Genomic DNA, 16,391 nt, shown 5'->3' with positions numbered 1-16,391 from the left:
GGGAATCCGTACCCGCACATCGCTGGCGGCTGTGTCCTCCGGGGCATAGCTTCACCCTCGCAGAGCTCGCAGAGCTCGTTGAACTCGTTGAACAGTTGAACTCGTTGAACTCGTGCGGACGGCCCCGATGCCGTACTTCACGCCCGCTCGCCCATGACGGCCTGCGGTGTCGACCAAGGAGTTGTGATGTTCCCAGCGAAACGCCTGGCCCTGTTACGTCGCTCCAGAACGGCGACGGTGCTGCTCGCCGCAGCCGCCGCCATCGCGGGACTCGCCGTGTCGCCTACGGGTGCGGCGCAGGCCGCACAGCGCTCGGCGGACGGCCCGAACGCCGACTGCCCCTGGGTGGGTTCGAGCGCACCGGTGAACTCCCGGGTGGCTGACGTCGTCTCCCGGATGACCCTCGACGAGAAGATCGCGATGGTGAAGGGCGGGGTGGTCTCGGCGTACACCGGCTACGTCCCCGGCAACAGCAGGCTGTGCATCCCCGCGCTGAAGTTGCAGGACGGGCCGACCGGCGTCCGGATGGCCACCACGACCCAGCTGCCCGCGGCGGCCGGCATCGCCGCTTCCTTCGACCCCTCGGTCGCGAAGTCCTACGGGACGGTGATCGGCGCCGAGGACAAGGCCAAGGGGGTCGACGTCGACCTGGGCCCGACGGTCAACATCGTGCGTGACCCGCGCTGGGGCAGGTCCTTCGAGTCGTACAGCGAAGACCCGTATCTCACCGGCCGGATGGGCGCCGCCGACATCGAGGGCATCCAGGGCCAGGGCGTGATGGCCCAGGTCAAGCACTGGGCGGTCTACAACCAGGAGACCAGCCGCAACACCCCGGCCGATAACGTTGTCATCGATGACCGTACGGTGCGGGAGATCTACGCCAGTGCCTTCGGCGCGATCGTCGACCAGGCACATCCGGCGTCGGCGATGTGCTCCTACTCGTCCGTCAACGGCACGTACGCCTGCGAGAACTCGTACCTGAACGGCATCCTCAAGAAGGACTTCGGATTCCAGGGGTTCATCACCTCGGACTGGGGCGGCACCCACAGCACGGTTGCCTCGGCCAACGCGGGGATGGACATGGAGATGCCCGACAACCAGTACTTCGGGGCCGCGCTCAAGACGGCGGTGGAGCAGGGCCAGGTGCCACAGAGCCGGGTCGACGACATGGTCACCCGCATCATGCGCGAACAGTTCCGCTTCGGTCTGTTCGACCATCCCTCCCCGGACACCCCCGGCGCCGAGGCGTCCACCCCGGCCCACGTCGATGTCGCGAAGAAGACGGCCGAGGCGGGCACCGTCCTGCTGAAGAACGCACAGAAGGTCCTGCCGCTGGACACGGGCAGGGTGAAGTCGATCGCGGTGATCGGCGACGGTGCGGGCACGGACACCATGACCGCGGGAGGCGGCAGCGCCGCTGTCGCAGGCACCGGTACGGTCACCCCCTACCAGGGCATCAAGGCGCGCGCCGGTTCGCAGGCCACCGCCACCTACGCACAGGGCGGCCTGGGGCCCTCGGGGGCGCTGCCGCCCATCGACACCTCCTTCCTCACCCCGCCGTCGGGGACGGGGCACGGTCTGCAGGGCGACTACTACCCGAACACCACGCTCACGGGCCCGCCGGCGGCCACCCGGACCGACCCCCAGGTCGACTTCAACTGGAGAGGGGCGGCGCCCGCGAAGGGCGTCCCCGCGACGAACTTCTCGGCCAGCTGGACCGGGACGATCACCCCGCCGGTGACCGGCACGTACACCTTCGGACTGACCAGCGACGACGGCAGCCGCCTCTTCATCGACGGCAAGCAGGTGATCGACAACTGGCGGGACCAGGGAGGGGGCGCCACGGAGACCGCGAAGGCCGACCTGACCGCGGGCAAGACGATCCAGGTGGAGGTCGACTACTACCAGCGCGGCGGTGGGGACAGGGTCGATCTCGGCTGGACCCGGCCGGACGACGGCCCGCTGATCGACCAGGCGGTCGCGCTCGCGAAGAAGTCGGATGTCGCGGTCGTGTATGCCAACGACTTCGAGTCCGAGGGCAGCGACCTGGCGAACATCGATCTGCCCGGTGACCAGAACAAGCTCATCAGCGCGGTGGCCGCGGCGAACCCCGACACCGTGGTGGTGCTCAATACCGGTTCGGCCGTCACGATGCCCTGGCTGAACGAGGTCAGGGGAGTCCTGGAGGCCTGGTACCCGGGTCAGGAGGCGGGCCATGCCATCGCGGAACTCCTGTTCGGCGATGTGAATCCGTCCGGGAAGCTGCCGGTCACCTTCCCCACGTCCCTCGACCAGGTCCCGGCCTCGACCTCGGCGCAGTGGCCCGGCACCGGGGGCAAGGTCCAGTACTCCGAGGGCCTCGATGTCGGCTACCGCTGGTACGACGCCAAGAAGCTGACACCGCTGTTCCCGTTCGGGTACGGACTCTCGTACACCTCGTTCCGCTACTCCCACCTGCACGTCGGACAGAAGCTGACCGACGGCGGGACACTCCGGGCGAGTGTGGACGTCACCAACACCGGCAGCCGCCGAGGGGCCGACGTCGCCCAGCTCTACCTGAGCGCGCCGTCCTCCACCGGGGAACCGGCGCGTCAGCTCAAGGGATTCCAGAAGGTGGACCTCAGGGCGCACCAGACGAAGCGGGTCACCTTCGAGATCTCCGCACAGGACGCGTCGTACTGGAACACCGACGCCCAGGCCTGGACGCTCGGCACCGGCACGTACACCCTCCAGGCCGGCGACTCCTCGCGGAATCTTCCGCTGTCGGACACCTTCACCGTCACCAGGACCAGCGGACCGCGCTACACGAAGGTGACCGCCCCGGACGCGGTGACCGGCGGATCCACCCAGTCTGTGACCACCACATTCACCAACAGGTCGACGCAGGAGGTGAAGGAGGCCGCCACCGAACTGACCGTCCCCGCCGGCTGGACGAAGAAGGCCGTCACTTCCACCACCTTCCACACGGTGCGGGCCGGGGAGTCCGTCTCGACGGAGTGGCAGGTGCGGGTGGACGCCACGGCGAAGGGCGGCGAGGTGAAGCTGACCGCCCGAACCGGCTACCGGGGCTCGGAGAACCTGCCCGCGGGCACCGGGAGCGCAGCCGTCCAGGTCGCCTACGCCGACCTGGCAGCCGCCCGCGACACCGTGGGCGTCACCGATGACGCGGACCAGACACCGGGCAACCTGGACGGAGTGGGCTACAGCTTCTCCCAGCAGGCCCTGGCCTCGGTGGGTATCACGCCGGGCAGCCAGGTGACCGCCACGGGCGCCTCCCTCACCTGGCCCGATGTCCCCGCCGGCCGGGCAGACGCGGTCACCGCCCACGGACAGGTCGTCGCGGACTCCGGCAGCGGCTCGCAGCTGTCGTTCCTGACCGTGGGCACCAACGGCAGCCAGACCGGCACGGTCGCCGTCACCTACACCGACGGCAGCACATCGACCTCGACGCTGGACGTCGCGGACTGGTACAGCAACGCGGCCACCGACGGCTGCACGCTGGTGGCCACCGCCGCGCACTGGAACCGTCCGCCGGGCAGTACCAAACCCGCGGACCACAAGGTCAGCCTGTACGCGGCGTCCGTACCGCTCACCGGCGGGAAGACCGTCAAGTACGTGACACTGCCCAGCAACCCGCAACTGCACATCTTCGCCGAAGCCATCAACTGACGTACCTGCGCGGGGGAGGGGTACGGGGTGGGCCGCCGATCCGGCGCCGCCCACTCCGTACCCGCGTTCACACCCGCACCCCGTGCCCGCGTTCACACCCGCACCCCGTACCGCGTGCCCGCGTTCACGCCCGCACCCCGCACCCCGCACCCCGCACCCCGTACCGCGTGCCCGCGTTCACACCCGCGCCGAGCCACCCTCAGCCTGGTCGCTCACCCCGCGGGCAGCCCCAACTCCCGTGCGATCAGCATCCGCTGCACCTCGCTCGTGCCCTCGCCGATCTCCAGGATCTTGGAGTCACGCCACATCCGCGCCACCGGGTACTCGTTCATGAAGCCGTACCCGCCGTGGATCTGCGTCGCGTCGCGGGCGTTGTCCACCGCCACCGTCGACGAGTACAGCTTCGCCAGCGCCGCTTCCTTCTTGAACGGGTCGCCGCTCACCAGCCGTGATGCCGCGTCCCGCCACGAGACGCGCGCCGTGTGGGCCTTCATCTCCATGTCCGCGATCTTGAACTGGATGGCCTGGTTGTCGCCGATCGGGCGGCCGAACGCGTGGCGCTGCTTCGCGTACGCCAGGGACTCGTCCACGCAGCCCTGCGCCAGGCCCGTGGCCAGGGCGGAGATCGCGACCCGGCCCTCGTCGAGGATGCGCAGGAACTGGGCGTAGCCGCGGCCCTCCTCGCCGAGCAGGTTCGCCGCGGGGACCCGGACGTCGGAGAACGACAGCTCGCGGGTGTCCGAGGAGTTCCAGCCGACCTTCGAGTACGGGGCCGCCACCGTGAAACCAGGAGTGCCCGACGGGACGATGATCGAGGAGATCTGCGGGCGGCCGTCCGGCTTGCGGCCGGTGACCGCGGTGACCGTGACCAGGCCGGTGATGTCCGTACCGGAGTTGGTGATGAAGCACTTGGAGCCGTTGATCACCCAGTCGTCACCGTCGCGCACGGCCGTCGTCCGGGTGCCGCCAGCGTCCGAGCCGCACTCCGGCTCGGTCAGGCCGAACGCGCCCAGGATCTCGCCCGCGCACATCCGCGGCAGCCACTCCTGCTTCTGCTCCTCCGTGCCGAAGCGGAACACCGGCATCGCGCCCAGCGAGACGCCCGCCTCCAGGGTGATCGCGACCGAGGAGTCGACGCGGGCCAGCTCCTCCAGGGCGATGCCCAGGGCGAGGTAGTCGCCGCCCATCCCGCCGTACTCCTCCGGGAACGGCAGCCCGAACAGGCCCATCCGGCCCATCTCGCGGACGATCTCGTACGGGAACTCGTGCCGCTCGTAGAGGTCGCCGATCTTCGGGGCGATCACGTCGTGCGCGAACGCCTCGACCGTGCGGCGGAGTTCTTCGTGCTCGGTACTCAGACGGTGGTCCATCGTTCACTGCTCCTGGTGGGAGAGGGCGCGTACGGTGCGGGACGGGCTGGGGCGGCCCAGCTGTTCGGCCATCCACACGCTGGTGGCGGTGAGTAGGCCGAGGTCGACCCCGGTCTCGATGCCGAGTCCTTGGAGCATCCAGACGAGGTCTTCGGTGGCGAGGTTCCCGGTGGCGGACTTCGCGTACGGGCAGCCGCCGAGGCCGCCCGCGGACGCGTCCACGGTGGTCACCCCGTACTGGAGGGCGGCCAGGGTGTTGGAGAGCGCCTGGCCGTACGTGTCGTGGAAGTGGACGCCGACGGATTCCGTGCCGACGCCCGCCTCGTCGAGGGCGGTGAGCAGCGCCTTCACGTGGCCGGGCGTGGCCACCCCGATGGTGTCGCCCAGGCTCAACTCGTGGCAGCCCAGGTCCATCAGGCGCTTCGCCACGCCGACGACCTGGCCGACCGGGACCGGGCCCTCCCACGGGTCGCCGAAGCACATCGAGAGGTAACCGCGGACATGCAGGCCCTCCGCGCGGGCCAGGGCGACGACCGGCTCGAACATGGCGAGCGACTCGTCCACGGTCCGGTTCAGATTGGCCTGGGCGAACGACTCGGTGGCGCTCCCGAAGACCGCGATCCGGCGGGCCCCCAGCTCCCGCGCGCGGTCCAGGCCGCGCGCGTTCGGCACCAGGACCGGCAGGGCGATGCCTTCGATGTCGGCGAGCTGGGGGAACAGCTGCTCGGCGTCGGCCAGTTGGGGCACCCACTTGGGGTGGACGAAGCTGGTCGCCTCGACGGTCGTCAGACCGGCCGCGGCGAGGCGGTGGACGAACTCCGCCTTCACCTCGGTCGGCACGACCGTCTTCTCGTTCTGCAGGCCGTCGCGCGCGCCGACCTCGTGGATACGGACCCGGCGCGGCAGATCCGGCGCCGGAACGGACATGGGAAGGCCGTCGGTCATGACTCCTCCTGCGGGGCATCGGCGTCCGGGGTATCGGCGGCGGGGGTATCGGCGGCAGGGGTATCGGCAGCCGGGGTATCGGCAGCCGGGGTGACCACGGCCAGTACCTGGTCCATCGCGACCGTGGTGCCGGGGGCGACGTCCAGCTCGGTGACGGTGCCCGCGTGCGGGGCGGTGATCACGTGCTCCATCTTCATCGCCTCCACCACCAACAGCCCCTGCCCGGCGACGACTTCGTCCCCGGCGGCCACCTTGACCACGGTGACCGTGCCGGGCATGGGCGCGGTGAGCGACCCTGCGCCGCCCCGGCCCGCCGCGGCGTCCAGCGTGGCCTGGACGGGGTCGTGGTCCTGGACGTGCCAGGCGTCGCCGTCCCGGCCCAGCCACTCGCCGGCGCGGCGGAAGGTGTGGACGGTCCCGTCGACGGTGACCGACACCGTGCGCGGGGTCACCCGGCCCTCGCCCCCGGCCCGTACGGGCTCGTGTCCGGGCACCCGCAGCCAGTGCGTCACCGGGACGTCGGCGCCGCCGAGCCGCCAGCCGCTCGGTACCGAGAACGGGTCGGTCCAGCCGCCCGTACCCGCCACCGTGGTCCCCGTACCCGCGGCCGTCGGGGCCAGCTCCGCCCGGCGTACCGCTGCCGCCGCCGCGTACACCTCGGCCGGGACCGCGTCCGGCACCAGGCCGTCCGCCTCGCGCTCCACGAGGCCGGTGTCCAGTTCGCCCGCGACCACCGCCGGGTGGGCGAGTAGCCGCCGCAGGAAGCCCGCGTTCGTCGGGACGCCCAGGGTGACGGTGGCCGCCAGCGCGGCCCGCAGCTTGCGCAGCGCCGTCGCGCGGTCGGGGCCGTACGCGATGACCTTCGACAGCATCGGGTCGTACAGGCTGCCCACCTCCGCGCCCTCGCTCAGGCCGGAGTCGGTGCGGACGCCGTGGCCCTGCGGCTCGTCGAGGGCGAGCACCGTGCCGCCGGACGGCAGGAACCCGCGGGACGGGTCCTCCGCGCAGACCCGCGCCTCCACGGCGTGCCCGGTGAGGGTGATGTCCTGCTGCCGGTACGGCAGTTGCTCACCGGCGGCGACCCGCAGCTGCCACTCCACCAGGTCCACTCCGGTGACCAGCTCGGTCACCGGGTGCTCGACCTGGAGACGGGTGTTCATCTCCATGAAGTAGTACGAGGACGGGTCGTTGCCGGGGACGATGAACTCCACCGTGCCCGCGCCCGTGTACCCGCAGCTCCGCGCCGCCTGCACCGCCGCCTCGCCCATCGCCGCGCGGGTCGCCTCGTCGAGCAGGACCGAGGGCGCCTCCTCGATGATCTTCTGGTGGCGGCGCTGGAGGGAGCACTCGCGCTCTCCCAGGTGGACGACGTTTCCGTGGGCGTCCGCCAGGACCTGGATCTCGATGTGGCGCGGGCGGTCGATCCACCGCTCCACGAGGAGCGTGTCGTCGCCGAACGAGGAGCGGGCCTCGCGCCGGGCCGAGGCGATCTCGTCGGCGAGGAGCGCTTCGTCACGGACCAGATGCATGCCCTTGCCGCCGCCGCCCGCCGACGGCTTGAGCAGCACCGGCATACCGATCTCCCGCGCGGCGGCGGCGAGTTCGGCATCGGTGAGCCCGCTGCCGGACGATCCGGGGACCACCGGAACGCCCGCCGCCTGCACGGTCGCCTTGGCGCGGATCTTGTCGCCCATCAGTGAGATCGCGGCGGCGGGCGGGCCGATGAAGACCAGACCCGCGTCGGCGCACGCCTGCGCGAAGGCCGCGTTCTCGGCGAGGAACCCGTAGCCCGGATGGACCGCCTGCGCGCCGGAGCGCGCCGCCGCGTCCAGCAGCCGCTCCACCGACAGATAGCTCTCGGAAGCGGGCGCGGGGCCGATACGGACCGCCGTGTCCGCCTCCCGTACGTGCCGGGCGTCCGCGTCCGCGTCGCTGAAGATGGCCACCGAGCGGATGCCCAGCTCCCGCAGCGTACGGATGACGCGTACGGCGATCTCGCCCCGGTTGGCGATCAGAACGCTGTCGAACATTTCCACCCTCATCGGATCCGCCACGCTCTTCACGTCCGCCACGTCCGCCACGTCCGCCACGCTCTTCACGTCCGCCACGTCTGCCGCGTCTGCCATGTTCGTCACGTCCGTCACCCTCACCACGTCCGTCACCCCCCTCACATCCGGAAGACGCCGTAGCCGGGCGCTGACGGGTCCTTCCCGGCCAGCGGGGCATTGGCGCAGGCGGTCAGCGCCAGGCCGAGGACCTGCCGGGTCTCCAGCGGGTCGATCACCCCGTCGTCCCACAGCCGCGCCGTCGCGTAGTAGGCGTTGCCCTGCTGCTCGTACTGGGCGCGGATCGGGTCCTTGAACGCCTCCTCGTCCTCGGCGCTCCAGTCGTCGCCCAGCTGGTCGCGCTTGACCGTGGCCAGCACGGACGCGGCCTGCTCGCCGCCCATCACGGAGATCTTGGCGTTCGGCCACATCCACAGGAAGCGCGGCGAATAAGCGCGCCCGCACATCGAGTAGTTGCCCGCCCCGTACGAACCGCCGACCACCACGGTCAGCTTCGGTACCCGGGTGCAGGCCACCGCCGTCACCATCTTCGCGCCGTGCTTGGCGATACCGCCCGCCTCGTAGCTGCGGCCGACCATGAAGCCGGAGATGTTCTGCAGGAAGAGCAGCGGGATGCCGCGCTGGTCGCACAGCTCGATGAAGTGCGCGCCCTTCTGGGCGGATTCGGAGAAGAGGATGCCGTTGTTGGCGACGATGCCGACCGGGTGGCCGTGGATCCGGGCGAAGCCGGTGATCAGCGTCGTCCCGAACTCCGCCTTGAACTCCGCGAACCGCGAACCGTCGGTGATGCGGGCGATCACTTCCCGTACGTCGTAGGGCGTACGGGAATCCACCGGCACCGCGCCGTACAGCCCCGCCGGGTCCACCTTCGGCTCCTCGACCGGCTCGGTGGACCAGGGGAGCGCGCCGCGCTCCGGCAGCGTGGACACGATGGTCCGGACGATCCGCAGCGCGTGCGCGTCGTCCTCCGCGAGATGGTCGGTCACGCCCGAGACCCGGGAGTGCACCTCGCCGCCGCCCAGCTCCTCCGCCGTCACGACCTCACCCGTGGCGGCCTTCACCAGCGGCGGCCCGCCCAGGAAGATCGTGCCCTGGTCGCGGACGATCACGGCCTCGTCGCTCATCGCGGGGACGTACGCCCCGCCCGCCGTGCAGGAGCCGAGGACCGCCGCGATCTGCGGGATGCCCGCGCCCGACATCCGGGCCTGGTTGTAGAAGATCCGGCCGAAGTGCTCCCGGTCGGGGAAGACCTCGTCCTGCATCGGCAGGAACGCGCCGCCGGAGTCCACCAGGTACACGCAGGGCAGCCGGTTCTCCAGGGCCACCTCCTGGGCGCGCAGATGCTTCTTGACGGTCATCGGGTAGTAGGTACCGCCCTTGACGGTGGCGTCATTGGCGACCACCACCACCTCGCGCCCGCTGACCCGGCCGATCCCGGCGATCACTCCCGCCGCCGGGGCCGCACCGCCGTACATCCCCTCGGCGGCCAACGGCGCCAGCTCCAGGAACGGGGAGCCGGGGTCGAGGAGGGTGTCGACGCGGTCGCGCGGTAGCAGCTTTCCGCGCGCCACATGGCGGGCGCGGGACTTCTCGCCACCGCCCAGGCGCGCAGCCGCCAGCCGGGTCCGCAGCTCGGCGGTGAGCGTGCCGTGCGCCGCCTCGTTGGCCTGCCAGGCCTCGGACGCGGGGTCCGCCGCGCTCGCCAGCACCGGTGCCTGCTGCATTCGTGGGCCCCTCTGCTCTGTTCTGCTCGGTCCATGCGGTCGCTGAGCCACCGCGGTCGATCGGCGACTGTGGTTAGTGACCGTTAACATGTTTCGGTCGCCAGGTTAACGCTCGCTAACCCCGCTGTCTAGAATGGAGCCATGAGCACCAGGACGGACGCCCCGACGCGGCGCGAGCAGATCCTCAAGGAGGCCGCGCGTCTCTTCGCCGAGCGCGGCTTCCACGGCGTCGGCGTGGACGAGATAGGCGCAGCGGTCGGCATCAGCGGGCCGGGGCTGTACCGCCACTTCGCGGGCAAGGACGCGATGCTCGCCGAACTGCTCGTCGGCATCAGCGAACGGCTGCTCGACGGCGGCCGGATGCGCGCCGAGCGGGCCGGTGGCGGGCCCGAGACGGTGCTCGGCTCACTCATCGACGGGCACATCGACTTCGCGCTCGACGACCGCCCGCTGATCACCGTCCACGACCGCGAACTGGACCGGCTGCGCGACACCGACCGCAAGGCGGTCCGCAGGCTCCAGCGGCAGTACGTCGAACTGTGGGTCACGGTCGTACGGGAGCTGTACCCGCACACCCCCGAGCAGGAGGCCCGAGCGGCCGTGCACGCGGTCTTCGGGCTGCTGAACTCCACCCCGCACCTGGGCACCGGCGGCCTGCCGGGCCGGACCGCCACCGAGAGCCTGCTGCGCCGCCTCGCCCACGGGGCGTTCGCGGCGCTCGCGCAGGAGGCGGAGGGGTCGCCGGTACGGGACTGACGCGGCCGGTGGCCGACGGCTGTACCGACGGCCGTACCGACGGCCGTACCGACGGCCGTACCGATGGTGATCCAGCCCGCGATACCGGCGGCAATACCGGCCTGACGGGGCCGGGCGCTGACGGCACAATGGGGGCATGCCGATACCCAGCCGTGCCGAACTCGCCGACCATCTCGTCCGCACCCGGATAGCCGGAAACGTCGCCACGCCCCGCGAGAACAACCTCTCCCACTACCGCAAGCTCTCCAACGGCGACCGGCACTACTGGCTCGGCATCGAACTCGGCAACCGGTGGGCCGACGAGCAGGACGTGCTCGCCGTCATGGCGGAGCGCTGCGGTGTCATCGACGACCCCGAGCACCGGCACGGGCAGGACACCATCGACCCGGAACTGACCATCGACGCACTGGACCGGATGGCCGCCCGGCTGCGCAAGGCGGCGGACGCCAGGGAGAGCGTCCTCTTCGCCACCGGCCACCCCGGCGGTCTGCTCGACGTCCACCGGGCCACCGCCGACGCGCTGCGCAGGGCGGGCTGCGAGATCGTACGGATCCCGGGCGGGCTCACCGCCGACGAGGGCATGATCTTCCAGTTCGCCGACGTCGCGGTACTGGAACGCGGGGCGACCCTGTGGCACACCCACTCACCGGAGCCGATGCGCGCCGTCCTCGACGGCCTGGAGCGGGTGGGCAGACCGCAGCCCGGCCTGGTGGTGGCCGACCACGGCTGGGCGGGCTGCGCCGGCCAGCGCGGACTCGACGCGATCGGCTACGCCGACTGCAACGACCCGGCCCTCTTCCTCGGCGAGGCCGAAGGCACGATGCAGATCACGGTCCCGCTCGACGACCACGTCACCGACCCGCGCTTCTACGACCCGATGACGGACTATCTGCTGGACGCGGCGGGGCTGGGCTGAGCCGACCGGGCTGCGCAGCCGGGAGCCGGATCGAGCCCGATCATTCGGCCTGAGGATCCGGCCACCGGGCGACGATCCGCCCGTCCTCGCCCGGTACCACCGCCACCGCGAGTGACCCCTCCTCATCCGGCCACTCGAAGAAGCCGAGCTCGCTGCCCGGAGGCAGTTCTGGTTCGCCGGGTATGGTGGTGAATTCCCCCGTACGCGACAACTTTGAGTCGCCATTCAGCGGCGCCACCAAGCGGGTGAGTTCAGTCCGGGCCACCCGTTGCATCTTCGCCCCGAAGAACGCTGTAGCCAGAGACTCGGCGTTCCAGGAAAACCACAGTAGTGGAATTCCGTCGGGCGCCTGCTGCGACCTCCGTCCAGGAAACATTGGTGCACTGATGGAAAACCAACCGCTGGCCCCTTGCCTGCGTACCTATCCCTGCGCCCATCCTGTAACCACGACGGCCCTCCGTGACCTCTTTGCCTGGAGTGCTTGGCTGTCACTCGGTCAGGTGTAGCCAAGCACCTGAGCCGAGTAGCCAATGCGGGGCCGTCCTATCGGTTAACTGAATACGGAATCCGACATCATCGGGGGCGAGTGAATTTGTTTGCGCAGGGCAGGCCCCCGATATGCCGGACTTACTTTCAATTCTTTAAGCGGAATCTACGGTTTCGATCTCGCTAAGACCGAACGGTTCCAGAATGGGAACTAGGGAACTCAGGTACCATCCGATGTCGCAAAATTTCGAAGATCCGGGAAGGGTCTTTCGGTTGATCGCGACAATGAAAGAGATTGTCGATCTTCCGGGATGGAAAATTAGATCTCCGCCACGATCGGAACCTGGAATGATCAGCGATATTCCTACGGTGTGTTGAGTCCAGTGATCCTTACCGATTTCGGTGATCACTCGCTCGATACTACTGCCGGTCTCTTGATGCCAGTTGAACGTTCCGTCCTCGTCGATGAGGTAGGAAATCTCTCCATTGCGAGAAAGTTCACCTCCACTCCTGAGTGCCGCACGCAATACTTCGGTGACGGAAATAGGAATATTGAAAGTGAAGTCTATGTCCACTGATCTACTCATATTCGCTTCCCCTTCTTGCCTCATCCGTTACGGTGTTATTTGCCATGGTATGCCCTTTCTGTCTAGCCAGTTTGTGAATTCCTTTGGTATTGGATTCTCTGAGATTACCCGATAATCCACCCCGTGATCCTTGGCGATTCCAAGTTTCTGTCCTTCCGTTGAGAAGAATTTACTCATCCCGTTCTTGCGTTTCATTGTGCTCTGCCAGTACTGGCCAGATTTTGCTTCATACCATGTTCCGCGACCCGTGGCAGAGTCAACGAAGGCTCCGTCGAACTCGCGGCCCTTCTCTGAGAAACTTCCGCCACCTCCTAGTTCATCGATCAGATGGTTTTCGTATGCCTTGCCAGCCCTTTCGGCAGCCCTTCCGCCTGACGATGATGCTTCGCCCTGGGCCTCGCTGAATGCTTTTCCGAGCCCCTTGTCGATGCGGCCAATGCCATCCTTTACGCCGAATATGCCGCCTGTGATCAGTGTAGATCCCGTGGCAATGGTGGATGCACTGCCGACGCATCCCACCAGGGTGAGACATTCGGCTCCGCCAACCAGGTCGAGGTCGAGGCCACCCTGTATGGCAAGCGTGCTGACGAAGGTCTCAGCTGCGCCTTGCCATATATCTCCGTTGCCCAAAATGGCGGAGCCGTAGTTCAAGGTGCTGTCGACTGCTCCCTTGAGCCAGTGCCAGGCGCTGCTGCCGCTCCCGCTGCTGGTGTTGGCGGCACTGGTGCCACCACTGATGCTGTGGTGGTAGCCGGAGCTGGCTGGGTAGCTCGGATATTTTTTCTGCCAGGTTTGTCCTGAGGTGAAGTCCGGCGCGTTGTGGGAATCCACGAAGTTGGTCTGCCCGTCGCAGTTCCCGCTGCAACTGAATGATCCTTGGCCAGAGGGGTCGGAGCTGGTTGCGGGGTTGTTCTCTGCGTATGAGTACCCGTTGAGTGACTGGTGTTTGTCGACTTCGAGTAGGGGGTCGACGCTGATGAACTGGCCGATGGTGGGGTCGTATTCGCGGGCGCCGATGTGGGTGAGACCGGTGCTGGCGTCGGCGGGTTTACCGAGGAAGACTTTGTCGTCCGGCCAGTTGGCGGGCTTGGTGCCGCGGGGGGCGCCAAAGGGTGTGGTGTAGCGCTTGGTGATGGCCCACGTTGTGGAGTCCATGACGAGACTGGCGGTGCCGTGCGGGTCGCCGGCAAGGAAGGAGAGCTTGCTTCCGGTGATGCCGTTGGTAGCTGTGCGTACCGCGATGGTCTGGCCCGCTGCGCTGTAGTAGCGGGTGCCGGTCAGGGTTTTCGTGGTGCCCTTGGTGGTGAGGTGGACTTCGGTGGCGCCCAGGTAGAGGACGGTGTCGCCGTCTCCGGATGCCCGGCGGATGAGGAGTTCTCCGCTGGCGTCGTAGAGGTAGCTGGTGTCGAGTTTGGGTTTGGTGCCCGTGGCGGGCTCACTGGTGGAGACGAGCTGGCCTTCGGTGTTCCACTTCAGCGTCTGCTGGGCCTGGGTACCGGGGCGGCTGGTGGCGTTGCCGGTCTCGTCGTAGTCGTACGTGCTGGTTTTGGGTCCGGCGGTGCTGGTCAGCGGGTGCGGCTGGCCCCTAGTGGTGCTGTAGGTGTAGTTGGTTGTTACGTCACCGGCGGTGGCGTGGGTGGTTTCTGCCTTGCGCTCGCCCGCGTCGTTGTAGGTGTAGCTGGACCAGTAAGGGGCGGCACCATCAAGGTTCTGGGTGGTGCGCCCGCTCGTGGCGCAGTCAGCGGCCTTCGGGGTCCAGGTTTCGGACAGGCGTTGGTCGCCGTCGTAGGTGAAGCACTGGTAGTCGGTCTTGGCCGTGCCGCCCTGAGTGGACTTGTCGAAGACAGATGTGACGTTGCCCGCGTCGTCCTGCGTGAAGTTCAGGTCCTGCGTCGCGTAGCCGTGCAGGTCGTCGGTGACGGTGGACTGCTTCAGACGACGGGTGCCGTCCTCGTAGTAATTGGTGAGGTACGCCTTCTTGGCAGAGCTGGTGGGATCGGTGCCCAGACTGAGCTGGTTCAGGTCGCGCAGCGGGGAGTACGCGGCACCCTGGAGATAGCCGGTGCTGCCACTGAGGGTGGTCTGTTGGCCCAGAGTGTTGTACCCGAAGGAGGTGGACTCGGCTGCGAGACCGGCGACGGCGGGCTGGGAGGACTGCTTGACGGTGCCATCGAGGTTGAAGCCGGTGGAGAAGGACAGGGTTTGGGGGACTCCGGCGGCGACCAGGGGTTCTTTGGTCTTGTCGGGCAGGATCAACTGGCTGCCGGTGACGTTGTAGAGGTTGTCGTAGGCGGTGACCTTGTTGGTGTAGGCGCTGCCGGAGAGGCCGCCGTCGTAGCGAACGGCGGTGTCCTGCTGGCCCTTGGCCAGAGAGTCGAACGTCCAAGCGGCCAGCTGGGTGCTGTCGCTCTTGGTGCCGTCCCACAGGCCCGTCTGACGTCCCAGGGAGTCGTACTCGGAGATGAGGGTCTTTTCGCGCGCGTCACGCGTGCTGGTGGCTTGGTCGAGTGGGTTGTAGAAGGTGTGCGTAGTGCCCTTGTCCGGATCAGTGGCGCTGTCCTGGCGTCCGAACAGGTCATAGGTATAGGACCACTTGGACTGGTCCGGGCCGGTGAGGCTCTTCTGCTGGCCCGCCGGGAAGTATTCGTATCCGGTGGTCGTGTACGTGCCGGTGGGCTGTGGCCCGGCATATTCGCGTCGCTCGGTGGTCTGCCCGATCGCGTTGGTGGTGACCATGGTGGCCTGGCCGCCGTCCGGCGCGCTGGTGGCCACGGTGTCGCCGGTATAGGTGGTGTTGGTGGTGAAGCGGGTGATGCCACGGACCTTGGTGACGGCCTTGATGGCCCGTCCGGCACCGTCGTAGGTGGTGTCCGTTTCCTTCGGCGCCGCAGCGCCTTCGGTGCCGATCAGATTTCCGGACGGCGTCGTCTTGTCACCCCAGATGTCGCCCTGGGAAGTGACCGCGAGGCCACGTTCGTCGTACAGGGTCTCGGCGATGACGGTGCCGCCGAGCGGCGACGGAGTCTGGGTCTGACGCGGTCGCAGGAGGCCGTCGTAGATGGTGTAGCTGGTGTTGTAGCCCGAACCGTCACCCTTGATGGTGCCGGTGGACTCCCACGGGAGGTCGGTGGCGGTGACGCCATAGCTGTAGACGTAGTTGGGGGACGCGTTCAAGACCTTGAGGCGGTTCGGCAGCCAGACTTTGGTGACGCGTCCCAAAGCGTCGTACTCGGACTCCGTGGCCTTGTTGTTCGGGTCGGTGACCTTGACCGGTGACCCGGTGGCGAAGTCCGCATTTGTGGTGGTCGTGTAGCCCTTGATGTTGGTGCTGGAGTTGGCGGTCAGCGGGCCGATCTTGTTGGACGGTGTGTAGGCGACGCTGGTGACGAGAGCGTCGTTGGTGTCCTTGACCGTCAGCGGACGGCCCAGGTCGTCGTACGTGGTGGTGGCTGTCTTCTGCCACGTGGGGTTGTTGCTCGCGGTGTAGCTCTTGGCCCGCCCGGCCCACTGGGCCTCGCCCTGGGTGGGCTTCTGTGTGGATGACCAGGTGGTGGTGTCGTAGGCAGTGGCGGTGTCGGAGATGACGTCACCGGGCCGGCTTGAGTCCGCGGGCAAGTCGAGAGCGTCTTCCGCGGTGGCACAGGGCTTGCCGGTCACGCGGGTTCGGGAGACGAGGGAGTTGATGCCGGCATCGTCGTTACGGGCGTACCAGGTGCGGCTGCACTTCTCGTCGCCGGTGACGGCGTCGTCGCCCTTGTCCTCGACGGTTTCGGCCATGCCATAGCCGTCGTAGGTGGTCACGGTGGAGTGAACGCGATCTTTGGGAGTACCGCTACTGGTGATGTTGGAGCGTTCGTGGGTGGCGGCAGTAC

9 protein-coding genes are annotated in these 16,391 nt (G+C 68.3%); 3 read left to right on the top strand and 6 right to left on the bottom strand.

The annotated features are described in order from the left end of the window. The first annotated feature begins 186 nt into the window (after window positions 1-186). Window positions 187-3,669, top strand: a complete 3,483-nt coding sequence (locus NBY69_RS05280) for a glycoside hydrolase family 3 C-terminal domain-containing protein (protein WP_250298566.1) — start codon at window positions 187-189, stop codon at window positions 3,667-3,669. A 212-nt stretch (window positions 3,670-3,881) separates the two neighbouring features. Here NBY69_RS05280 and NBY69_RS05275 read toward each other — a convergent pair whose 3' ends face one another. The 4 genes from NBY69_RS05275 to NBY69_RS05260 all read right to left on the bottom strand — a co-directional run bounded on the left by NBY69_RS05275 (window position 3,882) and on the right by NBY69_RS05260 (window position 9,774). After that, window positions 3,882-5,039 carry an acyl-CoA dehydrogenase family protein gene (locus tag NBY69_RS05275; RefSeq protein ID WP_250298565.1) on the bottom strand — a complete coding sequence of 386 codons (1,158 nt, stop codon included), beginning with the start codon at window positions 5,037-5,039 and terminating at the stop codon, window positions 3,882-3,884. A 3-nt stretch (window positions 5,040-5,042) separates the two neighbouring features. Then, entirely contained in the window at window positions 5,043-5,984 is a 942-nt protein-coding gene (locus NBY69_RS05270; RefSeq protein WP_250298564.1) for a hydroxymethylglutaryl-CoA lyase, read from the bottom strand. Then, window positions 5,981-8,014: an acetyl-CoA carboxylase biotin carboxylase subunit gene (locus NBY69_RS05265; RefSeq protein WP_250298657.1), complete on the bottom strand. Its 2,034-nt coding sequence runs from the start codon at window positions 8,012-8,014 to the stop codon at window positions 5,981-5,983. Before NBY69_RS05265 ends, NBY69_RS05270 begins: the two co-directional genes overlap by 4 nt. A 137-nt stretch (window positions 8,015-8,151) precedes the next feature. Then, entirely contained in the window at window positions 8,152-9,774 is a 1,623-nt protein-coding gene (locus tag NBY69_RS05260) for a carboxyl transferase domain-containing protein (RefSeq protein WP_250298563.1), read from the bottom strand. A 141-nt stretch (window positions 9,775-9,915) separates the two neighbouring features. On the opposite strand from NBY69_RS05260, the gene NBY69_RS05255 reads away from it, so the two are divergent. Both NBY69_RS05255 and NBY69_RS05250 read left to right on the top strand, forming a co-directional pair. Then, entirely contained in the window at window positions 9,916-10,530 is a 615-nt protein-coding gene (locus tag NBY69_RS05255; protein ID WP_250298562.1) for a TetR/AcrR family transcriptional regulator, read from the top strand. A gap of 136 nt (window positions 10,531-10,666) precedes the next feature. Continuing rightward, on the top strand, window positions 10,667-11,446 hold the full coding sequence (locus NBY69_RS05250) for a phosphatase (protein ID WP_250298561.1): 780 nt from the start codon (window positions 10,667-10,669) through the stop codon (window positions 11,444-11,446). Window positions 11,447-12,087: 641 nt separating this feature from the next. Here NBY69_RS05250 and NBY69_RS05245 read toward each other — a convergent pair. Continuing rightward, window positions 12,088-12,507 (bottom strand): hypothetical protein, encoded by a 420-nt coding sequence (locus NBY69_RS05245; RefSeq protein WP_250298560.1) that lies wholly within the window; start codon window positions 12,505-12,507, stop codon window positions 12,088-12,090. 39 nt (window positions 12,508-12,546) lie between these two features. Continuing rightward, window positions 12,547-16,391, bottom strand: a 3,845-nt coding sequence (locus NBY69_RS05240) for an RHS repeat-associated core domain-containing protein (protein ID WP_308409465.1), incomplete at its 5' end; no start/stop codon positions are given.

The organism is Streptomyces sp. A 4/2 (assembly GCF_940670765.1).
GTDB lineage: Bacteria > Actinomycetota > Actinomycetes > Streptomycetales > Streptomycetaceae > Streptomyces.
This window is presented reverse-complemented; position numbering and strand designations above follow the sequence as displayed.

Bases quoted from the DNA above. Each gene is read 5' to 3' on its own strand.
- NBY69_RS05250 (WP_250298561.1), top strand. From the start codon at position 10,667: ATGCCGATACCCAGCCGTGCCGAACTCGCCGACCATCTCGTCCGCACC.
- NBY69_RS05280 (WP_250298566.1), top strand. From the start codon at position 187: ATGTTCCCAGCGAAACGCCTGGCCCTGTTACGTCGCTCCAGAACGGCG.
- NBY69_RS05275 (WP_250298565.1), bottom strand. From the start codon at position 5,039: ATGGACCACCGTCTGAGTACCGAGCACGAAGAACTCCGCCGCACGGTC.
- NBY69_RS05270 (WP_250298564.1), bottom strand. From the start codon at position 5,984: ATGACCGACGGCCTTCCCATGTCCGTTCCGGCGCCGGATCTGCCGCGC.
- NBY69_RS05255 (WP_250298562.1), top strand. From the start codon at position 9,916: ATGAGCACCAGGACGGACGCCCCGACGCGGCGCGAGCAGATCCTCAAG.
- NBY69_RS05260 (WP_250298563.1), bottom strand. From the start codon at position 9,774: ATGCAGCAGGCACCGGTGCTGGCGAGCGCGGCGGACCCCGCGTCCGAG.
- NBY69_RS05265 (WP_250298657.1), bottom strand. From the start codon at position 8,014: ATGTTCGACAGCGTTCTGATCGCCAACCGGGGCGAGATCGCCGTACGC.